This is a genomic window from Stenotrophomonas sp. STEN013, from assembly GCF_056760355.1.
Window position 1 is genome coordinate 267,005 of sequence record NZ_JBRREO010000003.1, and the last position, 16,000, is coordinate 283,004.

Here is a 16,000-nt window from a genome sequence, read left to right on the forward strand (position 1 = left end):
GCGGCATAGAAAAAGCCGTGTAACACACGCCCCGCAATGGTTTGCCGCTCATCGCGCGGCCCTTGCCCGCACGTTTTCCCGATGTCGGAAACGCTCGCTTGCCCCTTGCATCTCCGCCTCGTCCCCTCCGGTTTCTAGACGGCGGAAAACCTGTATTAATTCTGTACTGGACGGTATAGTCCAGACCCTGTGCAGACCTCCGACGCCAACACCCGCACCACCGACGCCCGCGACCAGCGCGTGTTCGACGCCGTGCGCGAGCTGCTGGCCATCCAGGGCATGCGGCTGAGCATGGACGCGGTGGCAGCCCACGCCGGCTGCTCCAAGCAGACCCTCTACAGCCGCTATGGCTGCAAGCGCGACCTGTTGCGCAAGGCGATGCAGCTGCACGTCTCCACCGCGACCTCCGCGCTCTCGGCCTGCCGTGAGACGCCGCTGCGGCAAATCCTGCTGGATTTCGCCCTCGGTTATCTGGAACACCGCAACCAGCCACGCAACCGCCAGACCTCGCAGGTGATCGGCGCCAGCGCCCATGAATTCCGCGAAGAAGCGCGGTTCATGTACCAGGGCAGTGCCGAAGCCCTGCGCGATCACGTAGCTGAATGGATGCGAACCGAGATTGCCGATGGCCGCCTGATCCATGACGACCCGCATTTCATGGCCGAACTGTTAATAAGCATGATCTGCGGCCAAGAGTTCGAACGACAGCGCTTCCATGTACCCCACCGCGAACATGCCCGACAACGGCGCCAGTGGGCTGAATTCGCGATCGACAGCTTCCTCCGCGCGTTCGCCGCGCCAGCCGAAGCGGCCGTTCCTCCCAATAAAAACAACACCCGGAGCTCCTCCCGATGACCGCCCCGCTTCGCGCCCTTGCGCTCTCCTTCGTCGCCGCGCTTTCTTTGGCGGCCTGCAAGAAAGAACAGGCCCAGACTGCTCCACCACCGCCCGAAGTGGGCGTCATCGCCGCCGAGCCGAAAACCCTGCCGCTGCAGCGCGAGCTGGTCGGCCGGCTGTCGCCCTTCCGCTCGGCCGACGTCCGCGCCCGGGTGGCCGGCGTGCTGCAGAAGCGCGTCTATGAGGAAGGCAGCAACGTCAAGGAAGGCCAAGTCCTGTTCCTGATCGACCCGGCCCCGTTGCAGGCCGCGCTGGCCTCGGCCGAAGGTGCCCTGGCCTCGGCCCGTGCCAACTACGCCAATGCCCGCGCCACCGCCAACCGGGCCCGCTCACTGGCCCCGCAGAAGTTCGTCTCCAAGTCGGATCTGGACAATGCCGAAGCCGCCGAGCGCAGCGGCGCCGCCGCCGTGCAGCAGGCTGAAGCCGCTGTCCAGAGCGCTCGCATCAACCTCGGCTACGCCCGCGTCACTGCGCCCATCGCCGGCCTGGCCGGAAAACAGCAGGTGACCGAGGGTGCGCTGGTCGGCCAGGGGGAAGCCACCTTGCTGACCACCGTCGACCAGATCGATCCGCTGTATGTGAATTTCTCGATGTCCGCCGATGAGCTGAGCCTGCTTCGCGCGGCCCAGGACAAGGGCGCGCTGGCACTGGCTGGCGACGGCAAGACCACGGTGCAGGTCAACCTGCCCGACGGCAGCCTGTATGCCCATGAGGGTACGCTGGACTTCTCCTCGCCGACGGTCGATCCGGCCACCGGCGCGGTGTCGCTGCGCGCGCAGCTGCCCAACCCCGACCACATCCTGCTGCCGGGCTCGTTCGTCAGCTTCAAGGCCCATCTCGGTGAGCGCAACAACGCCTTCCTGATCCCGCAGCAAGCCGTGCAACGCGACACCCAGGGCGGCTTCGTGCTGGTGGTGGGCAAGGATGGCAAGGTCGAGCGCAAGGCGGTCGTGCTGGACAGCCAGCAGGGCGGCAACTGGCTGATCTCTTCGGGACTGGCGGCTGACCACCAGGTCATCGTGTCGGGCATCCAGAAGGTCAAGGTGGGGAGCCCGGCCAAGGCGACCCCGTGGCAGCCGCAGGCTGCTGCCGCACCGGCCACCGGCGCGCCGGCACCGGCGACGGAAAAGAAGAACTAACGGGACGCCGCCATGCCTAAATTTTTCATCGATCACCCGGTATTCGCCTGGGTGGTGGCCATTCTGATTTCGCTGGGCGGTGTGATCTCGATCCTGAATCTGGGTATCGAGTCCTACCCCAGCGTGGCGCCGCCCCAGGTCACCGTTTCCGCCACCTACCCCGGCGCCAGCGCCTCCACGGCCGAGAAATCGGTCACCCAGGTCATCGAGCAGCAGCTGACCGGTATCGACAACCTGGTCTACTTCAACTCGTCGTCCTCCTCGTCCGGCCGGGTGACCATCACCCTGACCTTTGACAGCGGCACCGACGCCGACATCGCACAGGTGCAGGTGCAGAACAAGGTGGCGCTGGCCACCCCGCGCCTGCCCTCGGAAGTGACCAAGCAGGGCGTGGTCGTCGCCAAGGCCAACGCCGGCTTCCTGATGGCCATCGGCGTGCGCTCCGATGACGGCAGCGTCGATCGCGACGCGCTCAACGACATCGTCGGTGCCCGCGTGCTGGAGCAGATCTCCCGCGTCCCGGGCGTCGGCAGCACCCAGCAGTTCGGCTCCGAGTACGCCATGCGCATCTGGCTCAACCCGGAGAAGCTGCAGGGCTACAACCTGTCGGCCACCGACGTCTACAACGCCATCGGTACCCAGAACCTGCAGTTCGCAGCCGGCTCGGTGGGCGGCGACCCGGCCCCCAACGGCCAGGCGTTCACCGCCACGGTAGCCGCCGAAGGCCGCTACACCTCGCCCGAAGAGTTCGAGAACACCATCCTGCGGGCCAATGTCGACGGCAGCGTGGTCAAGCTCAAGGACGTCGCCCGGGTGGCCTTTGGTGCGTCCAACTACGGCTTTGACACCAAGTACAACGGCAAGCCCGTCGCGGCTTTCGCCATCCAGCTGCTGCCCGGCGCCAATGCGTTGGACGTATCTGAAGCGGTGACCGCCAAGATGGACGAGCTGGCGCCCAGCTTCCCGCCGGGCGTGAGCTGGTTCACCCCGTTCGACAGCACCACCTTCGTCAAGATCTCGATCAAGGAAGTGGTCCACACCCTGATCGAAGCCATCGTGCTGGTGTTCCTGGTGATGCTGATCTTCCTGCAGAACTTCCGCGCGACGATCATCCCGACCCTCGTCATTCCGGTGGCCCTGCTTGGCACCTTCATGGGCATGCTGATGGTGGGCTTCACCATCAACCAGCTGACCCTGTTTGCGATGGTGCTGGCGATCGGCATCGTGGTCGATGATGCGATCGTGGTGGTGGAAAACGTCGAACGCATCATGACCGAGGAGGGACTGGCGCCCAAGGCGGCCACGCAGAAGGCCATGAGCCAGATCACCGGTGCGGTGGTCGCGATCACCGTGGTGCTGGCTGCCGTGTTCATCCCCAGTGCCATGCAGCCCGGCGCGTCGGGCGAGATCTACAAGCAGTTCGCGCTCACCATCGCCATCTCGATGGGCTTCTCCGCCCTGCTCGCCCTGAGCTTCACCCCGGCCCTGTGTGCGGCGTTCCTGCTGCCGACCCACAACGACAAGCCGAACTGGATCTACCGCACGTTCAACAAGTACTACGGCAAGCTGGAGCACCGCTACGTCGGCATGGTCGGCGGCGTGATCAAGCGCGCGCCGCGCTGGATGATGGTGTTCGGCCTGCTGGTGGTGCTGTGTGGTTTCCTGTTCACCCGCCTGCCGGGCAGCTTCCTGCCCGAGGAAGACCAGGGCTACGCGCTGGCCATCGTGCAGCTGCCGCCGGGTGCGACCAAGACCCGCACCAGCGCCGTGTTCGAACAGCTGCTGGGCACCATGCAGAACGAAGACGCCTTCGAAGGCATGATGCAGATCACCGGCTTCAGCTTCCTGGGCCAGGGCGAGAACGTCGGCATGGCGTTCATCCGCCTCAAGGACTGGAGCGAGCGCAAAGAGACCGCGCCGGAGTTCATCCAGGCCATGAACCGGAAGGCCTACGGCATCAAGGATGCGCAGATCTTCTTCGTCAACCTGCCGACCGTGCAGGGTCTGGGCCAGTTCGGCGGTTTCGACATGTGGCTGCAGGACCGTGCCGGTGCCGGCCAGGATGCGCTGATGGAGGCCCGCAACACCCTGCTGGGTGCCGCCTCGCAGAACCAGTCGCTGGTGGGCGTGCGCCCCAACACCCTGGAAAACTCGCCGCAGCTGCAGTTGAAGGTGGACCGCATCAAGGCCCAGACCATGGGCGTGTCGGTCAACGACGTCTACACCGCCATCCAGATGATGCTCGCGCCGGTGTATGTCAACGACTTCTTCTATGGCGGCCGCATCAAGCGGGTCAACATGCAGGCCGATGCGGCCTACCGCACCGGTCCGGAATCGCTGAACAGCTACTTCGTACCCAGCTCGCTGAGCAAGGACGCCACCGGCCAGCCGGCGATGATCCCGCTCAGTGCGGTGGTCAAGTCCGAGTGGATCTACGCCCCGCCGGCGCTGAACCGCTACAACGGCTATTCGGCGGTCAATATCGTCGGCTCGCCAGCCCCGGGAACCAGCTCCGGCCAGGCCATGACCACGATGGAGAACCTGGTGCGCGACGACCTCCCGGCAGGCTTCGGCTTTGACTGGAGCGGCATGTCCTACCAGGAAATCCTGGCCGGCAACGCCGCGACGCTGCTGATGGTGCTGTCGATCGTAGTGGTGTTCCTGTGCCTGGCCGCACTCTACGAGAGCTGGTCGATCCCGGTTTCGGTGCTGCTGGTGGTGCCGATCGGCATCCTCGGCGCGGTGGTGTTCTCGCTGATGCGCGGCCTGCCCAATGATCTGTACTTCAAGATCGGCATGGTCACGGTGATCGGTCTGGCGGCGAAGAACGCGATCCTGATCGTGGAGTTCGCGGTCGAGCAGCGGGCGCTGGGCAAGACCCTGCGCGAGGCCACCATCGAAGCGGCGCACCTGCGCTTCCGCCCGATCCTGATGACCTCGTTCGCCTTCATCCTGGGCGTGCTGCCGATGGCCATCTCCACCGGTGCCGGCGCCAATGCGCGCCACTCGCTGGGTACCGGCGTAATCGGCGGCATGCTGTTCGCCACCGCCATCGGCGTACTGCTGATTCCACTGTTCTTCGTGACGGTACGCCGCGTCCTGGGCGACAAGCTCGATGAGAAGTCCAAGGCGTATCTGGACCAGCACCAGGGGCGTGCCGCCAAGGAAGACCGGTAAGCCCGGGGCCGTGGATGGCGCCCGATCGCGCCATCCACCGGTGCCCCCGGACATAGCCACCAATGAAAAGCCCCGGCATTGCCGGGGCTTTTTCTGTTCCGCTGCAGGCCGCAGGACTCAGCGCAGGCCGGTCTCGTTGCGGGCGATGACCATCCGCTGGATTTCCGAGGTGCCTTCGTAGATCTCGGTGATCTTGGCATCGCGGAAGTAGCGTTCCAGCGGCATTTCCTTGGAATACCCCATGCCGCCGTGGATCTGCACCGCCTGGTGGGCGATCCACATCGCCGCCTCCGACGCGGTCAGCTTGGCGACCGCCGCCTCGGTGGAGAAGCGTTTGCCTTGCAACTTGACCCACGCCGCGCGCAGCGTCAGCAACATCGCCGCATCCAGCTTGCACTTCATGTCGGCGATCTTGGCCTGGACCATCTGGAAGGTGCCGATCGGCGCACCGAAGGATTTGCGCTCCTGCACATAGGCCAGCGAGGCCTCGTAGGCGGCACGGGCGATGCCCACGGCCTGCGAGGCGATGCCGATACGACCCCCGTCCAGCAGGCTCATCGCGATCTTGAACCCCTGGCCTTCCTGGCCGATCACCTCGTCGGCAGTGGCCACGTAGTCCTGGAACTCGATCTCGCAGGTTGCCGAGGCGCGCACGCCCAGCTTCGGCTCGGTCTTGCCGCGACCGAAGCCCGGCTTGGTGGTGTCGATCATGAACGCGGTGATGCCACGGGCGCCCTGTTCCGGATCGGTCATCGCAAACAGCACGATGTAGCGCGCCACCGGGCCGGAGGTGATCCAGCTCTTCTGGCCGTTGATCACGAACGAGCCGTCGGCCTGCTTCACGGCGCGGCAGCGCATCGCCGTGGCATCGGAGCCGGACTGCGATTCGGTCAACGCGAAGGCGCCGATCTCACGGCCTTCGGCAATGGCACGCACGTACAGCTGCTTCTGCGCCTCGCTGCCGTAGGCCAGCACCGCATTGCAGAACAGCGAGTTGTTGACCGACATGATGGTGGCGTGGGCGGCATCGGCGGCCGACACCTCCACGATGGCCAGCACGCTGGAGATCGGGTCCATGCCCGAGCCGCCGTACTCGACCGGCACCTCGATGCCCATCAGGCCGTTCTCGCCGAGCAGGCGGATGTTCTCCAGCGGGTACTCGCCGGTGGCATCGAAATGCTCGGCACTGGGGGCGATCTTCTCTTTGGCGATGCGGCGCGCGACATCCTGCAGCATCAATTGTTCGTCGGAAAAACTGAAGTCCACTACACCCCTCCCAGGGCTCACGAGGTTGCAATTGTAACCATCGCGCCCGGTTGCGGCCTATGCCTCGCCTTGACCCTGCCCCCGCGGAGAGGAGAAAATATCTCTATATCGCGATAGGTAGATATTTATGGATCTGGAAGACTGGTCGACCCGTCTGAAAGTGTTCGCCGATGCGACGCGCGTGCGTCTGCTGACGCTGCTGGAACAGGAAGAACTGACCGTGGCCGAGCTGTCGGCCATCACCACACTGGCGCAGCCGCGGGTCTCGACCCATCTGGCGCGCCTGAAGGAAGCCGGGCTGGTGCGCGACCGCCGCGCCGGGGTCTCGGCCTATTACCGCTTCGACGAGGCCGCGCTGGATCCGGCGCAGCGCGCATTGTGGCATGCCCTGAGCACCGGCAGCGATGATCCGTTGCTGCGCCAGGATGCGGAACGGGTGCCTGCGGTGCTGGCCATGCGCGCCGCCGACCAGAACTGGGCCGACAGTGTGGCCGGCGACATGGAGCGCCATTACTCGCCTGGCCGCACCTGGGAAGCGCTGGCGCGCAGCGCGCTGCCGCTGCTGGAAACCGGTGACGTGCTCGATATCGCCTCCGGCGACGGCGTGCTGGCCGAACTGCTGGCGCCGCACGCGCAGCGTTATGTCTGCATCGACACCAGCGCCCGCGTGGTCGCCGCCGCCAGCGAGCGCCTGCGCAAGCTGGCCAACGTCGAAGTGCTCGAAGGCGACATGCACAAACTGCCTTTCGAGGACGGCAGCTTTGATCTGGTGGTGCTGATGCACGCGCTGACCTACGCCAGCCAGCCGGCCAAGGCCGTGGCCGAATGCGCCCGGGTGGTGCGTCCTGGCGGCCGGCTGATGCTGTGCAGCCTGGCCCGGCACGAGCACAAAGCGGCGGTGGAGGCCTACGGCCACGTCAATCTCGGCTTCACCGACAAGGAACTGCGCAAGTTCGTCGAAAAGGCCGGGCTGGAAGTCTCCAGCCTGGAAACCGTGACCCGCGAGAAGCGCCCGCCGCATTTCGAAGTCATCTCCCTGATCGCCCACAAACCCTGATCACGTCACAGCGAGTCCCCACGCCATGCGTTCCCTCCCCTGGCTCCATCCCGAGCGTGTCGCCAAACTGCTGCAGGCACTTGAGCAGCGCATCCTGATCATCGACGGTGCCATGGGCACGATGATCCAGCGCCACCGTCTGGAAGAAGGCGACTACCGCGGTGAGCGCTTCGCGGGGGGCTTCGACAGCCAGCACGCGCATGGCCCGGGCTGCGAACACGACCTGAAAGGCAACAACGACCTGCTGCTGCTGACCCGGCCTGAAGTGATCGCCGGCATCCACACCGCCTACCTGGAAGCCGGCGCGGACCTGCTGGAAACCAACACCTTCAACGCCACCGCCGTCAGCCAGGCCGACTATCACCTGGAGCACCTGGTCTACGAGTTGAACAAGGCCGGCGCGCAGGTCGCGCGCCAGTGCTGCGATGCCATCGAGGCGACCACGCCGGACAAGCCGCGCTTTGTGATCGGTGTGCTCGGCCCGACCAGCCGCACCGCCTCGATCAGCCCCAACGTGAATGATCCGGGTTTCCGCAATACCAGTTTCGACGAGTTGCGCGGTACTTACCGCGAGGCCATCGAAGGCCTGATCGACGGTGGCGCCGACACGCTGATGGTGGAAACCATCTTCGACACGCTCAACGCCAAGGCCGCGCTGTTCGCGATCGAGGAAGTGTTCGAGGCGCGCGGCGGCCGCCTGCCGGTCATGATCTCCGGCACCATCACCGATGCCTCCGGACGCACCCTGTCCGGGCAGACCGCCGAGGCGTTCTATGCCTCGGTCGCGCACGGCCAGCCGCTTTCGATCGGCTTCAACTGCGCGCTCGGCGCCACCGACATGCGCCCGCATGTGGAAACCCTGGCGCAGATCGCCACCGGCTATGTCAGCGCGCACCCCAACGCGGGTCTGCCCAACGCCTTTGGCGAATACGACGAGACCCCGGAAGAAATGGCCACCACGCTCAAGGAGTTCGCCCAGTCCGGGCTGCTGAACCTGGTGGGCGGCTGCTGCGGCACCTCGCCGGAGCATATCCGCGCCATCGCCGCTGCAGTGGCCGGGCTCCCCCCGCGCGCGCTGCCGTCGCGGCAGGAGCAGACGGCATGAGCCATCCGCCGTATACCCGGCTGTCGGGACTGGAACCGCTGGTCATCACCCCGGACCTGCTGTTCATCAACGTCGGTGAGCGTACCAACGTCACCGGCAGCGCCCAGTTCCGCAAGCTGATCAAGGAAGAGCGTTACGAGGAAGCGGTCGAGGTCGCCCGCCAGCAGGTCGCCAGCGGCGCGCAGATCCTCGACGTGAACATGGACGAGGGTCTGATCGACTCCGAGAAAGCGACGACCCGCTATCTCAACCTGATCATGTCCGAGCCGGACATCGCCCGCATTCCGGTGATGGTCGACTCCTCCAAGTGGAGCGTGATCGAGGCCGGGCTCAAATGCCTGCAGGGCAAGAGCGTGGTCAATTCGATCTCGCTGAAGGAAGGCGAAGCAGCGTTCATCGAACACGCCCGGCTGGTGCGCCGCTACGGCGCCGCCGCGGTGGTGATGGCGTTCGACGAGGTCGGCCAGGCCGACACCTGCGCGCGCAAGGTGGAAATCTGCACGCGCGCCTACCGCATCCTCACCGAAGACGTGGGCTTCCCGCCCGAAGACATCATCTTCGATCCGAACATCTTTGCCGTGGCCACCGGCATCGAGGAGCACGACAACTACGCGGTGGACTTCATCGAAGCCACCCGCATCATCAAGCGCACCCTGCCGCACTGCCATGTCTCCGGCGGCGTGTCGAACGTGTCGTTCTCCTTCCGTGGCAACGAGACCGTGCGCCAGGCGATCCACTCGGTGTTCCTGTACCACGCCATCAGGGCCGGCATGGACATGGGCATCGTCAACGCCGGTGCGATGCCGATCTATGACGATCTGGACCCGGAACTGCGCGAGCGCGTGGAGGATGTGATCCTCAACCGGCGCAGCGACGGTACCGAACGGCTGCTGGAAATCGCCGAGCGCTACAAGGGCAGGAAGGGCGAGAAGAAGGTCGAGGACCTGGCCTGGCGTGACAAGCCGGTGCGCGAGCGCCTGGCCCATGCCCTGGTGCATGGCCTGGACGCCTGGGTGGAAGAAGATACCGAAGACGCCCGCCAGCAATCCACCCGCCCGCTGGATGTGATCGAAGGCCCGCTGATGGACGGCATGAACGTGGTCGGGGACCTGTTCGGCGCCGGCAAGATGTTCCTGCCGCAGGTGGTCAAATCCGCCCGTGTGATGAAAAAGGCCGTGGCCTACCTGCTGCCGTATATCGAGGCGGAGAAGGCGCGCACCGGCGATACCGCAAAGTCCAATGGCAAGATCATCATGGCCACGGTCAAGGGTGACGTGCACGATATCGGCAAGAACATCGTCGGCGTGGTGCTTGCCTGCAACAACTTCGAGGTCGTGGACCTGGGCGTGATGGTGCCGGCGCAGAAGATTCTCGATGCCGCCCGTGAGCATCAGGCCGACATCATCGGCCTGTCCGGGCTGATCACCCCGTCACTGGAGGAAATGAGCCACGTCGCCCGGGAAATGCAGCGCCAGGGTTTCGAGCTGCCGCTGCTGATTGGTGGCGCCACCACCTCGCGCGCGCACACCGCGCTGAAGATCGATCCGTTCTACAACGCGCCGACGGTGTGGGTGAAGGACGCCTCGCGCGCGGTCGGCGTGGCCCAGTCGCTGATCTCGCGCGAACTGCGCGACAGTTTCGTCGCTGCCAATGACGCCGACTACGCCGATATCCGCCAGCGCCACCGCAACCGCGGCGACGCCAAGCGGCTGGTGTCGCTGGAGCACGCCCGTGGCCAGCGTTTCCAGTGCGACTGGCAGCAGTACGAACCGGCGGTGCCGGCGCAGCCCGGTATCCACGTGTTCGACGACTACCCGCTGGAGGACCTGCTGCCGGTCATCGACTGGACGCCGTTCTTCCAGGCCTGGGAGCTGGCCGGCAAGTTCCCGGCCATCCTCACCGACGAGGTCGTTGGCCCGCAGGCCAGCGACCTGTACCGCGATGCCCGCGCCATGCTGGAGCGGATCATCAAGGAGAAATGGCTGACCGCCCGCGCCGTGTTCGGCCTGTGGCCGGCCAACAGCCGCGGCGACGACGTGATCGTCGCTACCGCCGGGCAGCCCACCGCTCTGCATTTCCTGCGCCAGCAGGTGGACAAGCCGGCCGAGCGTCCGGATTTCTGCCTGGCCGACTTCATCGCCCCGGAAACCAGTGGCCGGCAGGACTGGATCGGCGCCTTCGCGGTCACCGCGGGCATCGGTATCGAGCCGCACGTGGCCCGCTTCGAGGCCGACCATGACGACTACAACGCGATCCTGCTCAAGGCCTTGGCCGACCGTCTGGCCGAAGCGCTGGCCGAGCGCCTGCACCAGCGTGTACGTACCGAATTCTGGGGCTATGACCGCCACGAGCAGCTCGACAACGAGGCCCTGATCGCCGAGAAGTACCGTGGCATCCGCCCCGCACCCGGCTATCCGGCCTGCCCGGAACATTCCGAGAAGCAGACCCTGTTTATGATGCTCGACGCCGGCGGCATTGGCATGTCGCTGACTGAAAGCTTCGCCATGCTGCCGACCGCCGCGGTATCGGGCTACTACTTCAGCCACCCGCAGAGCCAGTATTTCGTGGTGGGCCGTGTGTCCAAGGAGCAGGTCAACGATTACGCCAGGCGCAAGGGCGTGGAGCGGGCGCAGGTGGAGAGGTGGCTGGCCTCCAACCTGGACTACGACCCGGAATGAGGCCTGGCGTCCTGCGTCCCTGCAGGGCGCAGGACGCCTCCATTGGATGACCGGCGGCGCGGCGGCTCCGCAGGCCGCCCTCAGTCCTGCTCCTGGCCCAGCATCCGGATCAGCCGCGCCGCCAGTGCCTTGACCTCCGGCCCGGCGGAGGGACGGTGCAGCAGCACCCGCTCGATGCTGTCGATCAGCGGCAGCCCGCTGGCCAGTCCCAGCACCGTGTGGCCGGCGGTTACCGCGCGTGCGGGCAACAGGCTGATGCCCAGCCCGTCAGCCACCGCCGCCTGCAGCCCCCCCAGGCTGGAGCTGGTGAAGCTGATCCGCCAGCGGCGCCCGAGCGCCTCGATGGCATCAATCATGTCCTCGCGGTACTGCCCGCGCGGCGGAAACGCCACCAGCGGCACCGGGTCCTGCGCGAACGCCGGTGCCGAAGCCGCATCGACCCAGCACATCGGCTCCGGCCAGCAGGCCACGCCGTCACGGCTGCCACGGCGCTGCTTGAGCAGCACCAGGTCGAGTTCGCCGCGGTCATAGCTGTCGCCCAGCGCCCGGCTCAGGCCGCTGCTGACTTCCAGCTTCACCTGCGGATGCTCCCGGCTGAAGACGGCCAGCAGCCGGGTGGTACGGCCACCGGCGAAATCCTCCGGCACACCCAGCCGGATCGTGGCCGTGGCGCCCTCGCCGGAAAGCGCATCGGACAGCTCCTCGTTCAATGCCAGCATCCGCCGCGCATAGCCCAGCACGGTTTCGCCGATATCGGTCGGTCGCGCATCGCGCACGCCGCGGTCCAACAACCGGTGCCCGGCCAGTTCCTCCAGCCGCCGCACCTTCTGGCTGATGGTGGACTGGGTCGAGTGCAGGCGCGCAGCCGCAGCTGTGAAACCACCGCAGTCGGCCACGGTCACCAGCGCCCGCAGCAGATCCAGATCGAACAGGGATCTATTCGATTTCGCACTGGTAGCCATCGTTACATTTCATTTCTGGATGGATGAAAAGGCTTGTAGCATCGACCCACGGCCGGTGCAAACCGTCGCGCCCCACCCCGGTGCCCGCTCCACGGCACGCCACATCGCAGAGACAGGAGGCGGCGATGTCCGCACGACATTGGATCACCGCCCAGTTGCTGGCCAGCGCCATGCTGGCGTCGTGCGCGGCCGGCGCTGACGACAGGGGGCTGTCGCGCCAGCTGTTCCAGGCGGCCGAAGCCGGCAACGTCGAGACGGTACGCGGCCTGCTGGCGCAGGGCGCCGACATTCACGCCCGCGACAAAAAAGATCGCACCCCGCTGCTGGCCGCCGTCCACCAGCGCCAGATCGAAACGGCACGGTTGCTGATGGAAGCCGGCGCCGACGTCAATGCCAGGGATTCGATCCAGGACACCGCCTACCTGTATGCCGGCGCCAGTGGGCAGGTGGAGATCCTGAAGATGACGCTGGCCCACGGGGCCGATCTACGCAGCACCAACCGCTACGGCGGCACCGCGCTGATTCCGGCTGCCGAGCGTGGCCATGTGGAAACCGTGCGCACGCTGATCGAGGCCGGCATCGACTTGGACCACGTCAACCGGCTTGGCTGGACCGCGCTGCTGGAGGCGATCATTCTCGGCGATGGCGGCGTCGCCCATCAGCAGATCGTGCGCATGCTGATCGATGCCGGTGCCGACGTGAACCTCCCCGACAGCTATGGCATCTCTCCACTGCAACGCGCCCGCCAGCGCCAGCAGGCCGCCATCGTGCGCCTGCTGGTCGCCGCCGGCGCGCACTGACCCCTTTACTCCGCTGTGCGGCCCGCCGCACGCCACTGGACACCGCTGATGAAAAGCACGCTTTCCCTCGCCCTGTCAGGCCTGCTGCTGGCGGTCGCGCCCGCAGCCCTGGCGGCACGTTCCACCGCCGACGTGCTGATCCGCCACGCCACCGTGGTCGACGTCGAACACGGCAGCACCCGTCCCGGCCAGACGGTGGTGATCCGCGGTGACGACATCGTGGCCGTCGGCGAGGACCAGACCCTGGCCGGCCAGTGGCGCGCCGGCACGACCATCGATGCGAAGAACCGCTACCTGATCCCCGGCCTGTGGGACATGCACGTGCATTTCGGCGGCGGCCCGGCGCTGATCGAGGAGAACAAGGCGCTGCTGCCGCTGTACGTGGCCCATGGCATCACCACCGTGCGCGACGCCTCCGGCGATCTGGCCGAACAGGTGCTGTCCTGGCGCGGACAGATCGCCAGCGGGCAGCTGTTCGGGCCGCAGCTGTTCACTTCCGGTGCCAAGATCGAAGGCCTCAAGCCGGTCTGGAAAGGCACGATCGAAGCCGGCGACGAGGCCGGCGTGGACGCCGCCCTGGACCGCGAGCAGCGCGACCAGGTGGACTTCGTCAAGATCACCGACAGCACGCTGTCCCCGGAGCTGTTCCTGTACGCTCTGCGCCAGGCCCGCCAGCGCGGCCTGCGCACTTCCGGCCATATCCCGATGGCGCTGACCGTGGGCCAGGCCGTGGATGCCGGCATCAGCTCGATCGAACACCTGGACTATGCGTTCAAGGCCGGGGTGAAGGATGAGGCCAGCATCGCCGCGGACTACGCCGCCGGCCGCATCGACCGTGCCGAAGCCAACCGCCGCCTGTCGGCCGGTTTCGACAACGACACCGCGATGGCCGCCTACCGTCGCTTCGCCGCGCTGGGTGTCGCGGTCACGCCGACGCTGGACGGTGGCCGCATCCTCGACTTCCTCGACAGCGAGCCGCACGACAACGACGCCTACCTGGCCTACATCGGCCCGGGCCTGCGCAAGACCTACGAATGGCGCGTGGAGCGCGCGGCCAAGGCCACGCCGGCGCAGATCCAGGCCCGCCACGAGGGCTATGCGGAGGTAGCCAAGGTGCTGCCGATGCTGCAGCAGGCCGGGGTGAACATCATGGCCGGCACCGACGCGGGCTTCCTCAACTCCTACAACTACCCGGGGATCGGCCTGCACAACGAGCTGAAGCTGTACGTGCGCGAAGGCCTGACCCCGCAGCAGGCGCTGGTCGCGGCCACCCGCGCCGGCCCGCAATGGTTCGGCACGCTGGACCGCTACGGCGCGGTGGAAGCAGGCAAGGCCGCCGACCTGGTGCTGCTGGAGCGCAACCCGCTGCAGGACATCGCGGCCACCCGCGCCATCGACACGGTGATCCTGCGCGGCCGGGTGCTCGACCGCGCCGCGCTGGACGCGCTGCTGACCGAGGCCAAGGCCAAAGTGGCTGCCTGGGATGCCGCTGAAACGCGTTGAGACGGATGCCTGCTGAGCGGTCACCCGCCAAAAGGTGACCGCGCTGCTGCCCGCGGAGACGGGCACAAGGCACAATAGCCGGCGCGGCCCAGCCGCTCCCCCGCCCCCACCCGCGCCGCTGGCGCCTTGTGATGACCGCCGTTTCCCAGCCACGCCCATCCGTGCCCACCGCGCGGCTGTCGAGCTTCTATTTCTTCTATTACGCCGCCCTCGGCGCGTTCACCCCGTACTGGAGCCTGTACCTGCAGTCGCGCGGGATGAGTGTCACCGCCATCAGCGTGATGATGAGCCTGTGGTATGCCACCCGGGTGGTCGCGCCCAGCACCTGGACCTCGCTGGCGGCGGCCTCGCCACGGCCGATCCGCTGGCTGCGGATCGGCTGCGTGCTGACCCTGCTCAGCTTCGCCGCCTTCCTGTTTCCCGCGCCGCAGTGGTCGATGTACGCGGTGATGATCGCGTTCTGTTTCTTCTACAACGCGGTGATGCCGCAGTTCGAATCGATCACCATCACCCATCTGGGCAGTGACAGCCACCGCTACGGCCTGATCCGCGTGTGGGGATCGTTCGGCTTCATCGCCGTGGTCACCAGCTTCGGCTGGCTGATCGAGCACCATGGCGCCGGCAAGCTGCCGTGGCTGATGCTGCCGCTGTTCGCGCTGATGATCGGCTCGGCCTTCCTCAACCGCTACGCCCGCGACATCCCCGGCGGCACCCACACCGAGGGCGGTTTCTGGGCCATCGTCCGGCAGAAGCCGGTACTGGCGTTCTTCGTCGCCGCGTTCCTCGAGCAGCTCTCGTTCGGCCCCTACTACACGTTCTTCTCGCTCTACATGGACCAGCACGGCTACAGCACCTCGTTGCTGGGGCTGATGTGGACGGTGGGCGTGGTGTTCGAGGTGGCGGTGTTCTTCCTGATCTCGCGCTTCTTCCGCCGCTGGGACGCCAGCTGGCTGCTGATCATTTCCATGGCCAGCGCCGCCCTGCGCTGGTGGGCCACCGCGCTGTGGCCGGAGAACATCCCGGTGATGCTCGTCGCCCAGGCCACCCATTGCCTGGGCTTTGCCGCGTTCTTCGCCTCGGCCATGCAACTGCTGGCGCGCTACTTCCCCGGCCAGCTCAACGGCCACGGCCAGGGCCTGTTCTACGGCTTCTCCTCGGGACTGGGCGGCGTGCTGGGCGCGCTGATCGCCGGCCAGCTGTGGCGCTTCGGCGATGGCAAGGCCGCCTTCCTCGTCGGTGGCGGCTTCGCCCTGGCCGGCGCGCTGATCGCGCTGTACTGGCTGCCGCCCTCCCGACAGGCCCGGCGGGCCGCGGGCTAGCAGATACCTGTGCAGGCAGCCACTCCCCACGCAGGGAGCGCCGTCCGCCGAGGAGGCGAGTCACTTGCAAGGCCACTGCGCCTGTTGCCGGTGCGGA

At 66.6% G+C, this 16,000-nt stretch carries 11 protein-coding genes; 9 read left to right on the forward strand and 2 right to left on the reverse strand.

Translation table 11 applies throughout. The annotated features are described in order from the left end of the window. Positions 1–189 precede the first annotated feature (189 nt). The 3 genes from ACVOMH_RS09095 to ACVOMH_RS09105 are packed head-to-tail and all read left to right on the forward strand — an operon-like array spanning position 190 to position 5,213. A complete protein-coding gene (locus tag ACVOMH_RS09095; RefSeq protein WP_481551732.1) occupies positions 190–855 on the forward strand; it encodes a TetR/AcrR family transcriptional regulator in 666 nt (221 codons plus the stop codon). Next, the gene (locus tag ACVOMH_RS09100; protein ID WP_481551733.1) at positions 852–2,036 is read left to right on the forward strand and encodes an efflux RND transporter periplasmic adaptor subunit; all 1,185 of its coding nucleotides are present in this window, start codon (positions 852–854) and stop codon (positions 2,034–2,036) included. Before ACVOMH_RS09095 ends, ACVOMH_RS09100 begins: the two co-directional genes overlap by 4 nt. A 12-nt stretch (positions 2,037–2,048) precedes the next feature. Further along, positions 2,049–5,213 carry a multidrug efflux RND transporter permease subunit gene (locus ACVOMH_RS09105; RefSeq protein WP_481551734.1) on the forward strand — a complete coding sequence of 1,055 codons (3,165 nt, stop codon included), beginning with the start codon at positions 2,049–2,051 and terminating at the stop codon, positions 5,211–5,213. Positions 5,214–5,330: 117 nt separating this feature from the next. Here the strand turns inward: ACVOMH_RS09105 and ACVOMH_RS09110 are convergent, their stop codons facing one another. Further along, positions 5,331–6,479: an acyl-CoA dehydrogenase family protein gene (locus tag ACVOMH_RS09110; protein WP_481551735.1), complete on the reverse strand. Its 1,149-nt coding sequence runs from the start codon at positions 6,477–6,479 to the stop codon at positions 5,331–5,333. Between the two features lie 127 nt (positions 6,480–6,606). Between ACVOMH_RS09110 and ACVOMH_RS09115 the strand changes: the two genes are divergently transcribed. From ACVOMH_RS09115 to metH, 3 genes are read left to right on the forward strand one after another with little or no spacing between them, the layout of a single operon-like run. Next, complete coding sequence (locus ACVOMH_RS09115; protein ID WP_057505827.1) at positions 6,607–7,536, forward strand: ArsR/SmtB family transcription factor; 930 nt, start codon at positions 6,607–6,609, stop codon at positions 7,534–7,536. A 25-nt stretch (positions 7,537–7,561) separates the two neighbouring features. Continuing rightward, complete coding sequence (locus ACVOMH_RS09120) at positions 7,562–8,641, forward strand: homocysteine S-methyltransferase family protein (RefSeq protein ID WP_481551736.1); 1,080 nt, start codon at positions 7,562–7,564, stop codon at positions 8,639–8,641. After that, positions 8,638–11,319, forward strand: a complete 2,682-nt coding sequence (metH, locus tag ACVOMH_RS09125) for a methionine synthase (protein WP_481551737.1) — start codon at positions 8,638–8,640, stop codon at positions 11,317–11,319. The genes ACVOMH_RS09120 and metH overlap by 4 nt, the downstream gene beginning before the upstream one ends. Positions 11,320–11,399: 80 nt before the next feature. Here metH and ACVOMH_RS09130 read toward each other — a convergent pair whose 3' ends face one another. After that, positions 11,400–12,281, reverse strand: a complete 882-nt coding sequence (locus ACVOMH_RS09130) for a LysR substrate-binding domain-containing protein (protein WP_481551738.1) — start codon at positions 12,279–12,281, stop codon at positions 11,400–11,402. A gap of 125 nt (positions 12,282–12,406) precedes the next feature. On the opposite strand from ACVOMH_RS09130, the gene ACVOMH_RS09135 reads away from it, so the two are divergent. The 3 genes from ACVOMH_RS09135 (at position 12,407) to ACVOMH_RS09145 (ending at position 15,903) form a co-directional block, all read left to right on the forward strand. Beyond that, positions 12,407–13,081, forward strand: a complete 675-nt coding sequence (locus tag ACVOMH_RS09135; protein ID WP_481551739.1) for an ankyrin repeat domain-containing protein — start codon at positions 12,407–12,409, stop codon at positions 13,079–13,081. A 48-nt stretch (positions 13,082–13,129) separates the two neighbouring features. Continuing rightward, entirely contained in the window at positions 13,130–14,584 is a 1,455-nt protein-coding gene (locus ACVOMH_RS09140) for an amidohydrolase family protein (RefSeq protein ID WP_481551740.1), read from the forward strand. A gap of 131 nt (positions 14,585–14,715) precedes the next feature. After that, positions 14,716–15,903, forward strand: a complete 1,188-nt coding sequence (locus tag ACVOMH_RS09145) for an MFS transporter (protein ID WP_481551741.1) — start codon at positions 14,716–14,718, stop codon at positions 15,901–15,903. The last annotated feature ends 97 nt before the right edge of the window (positions 15,904–16,000 follow it).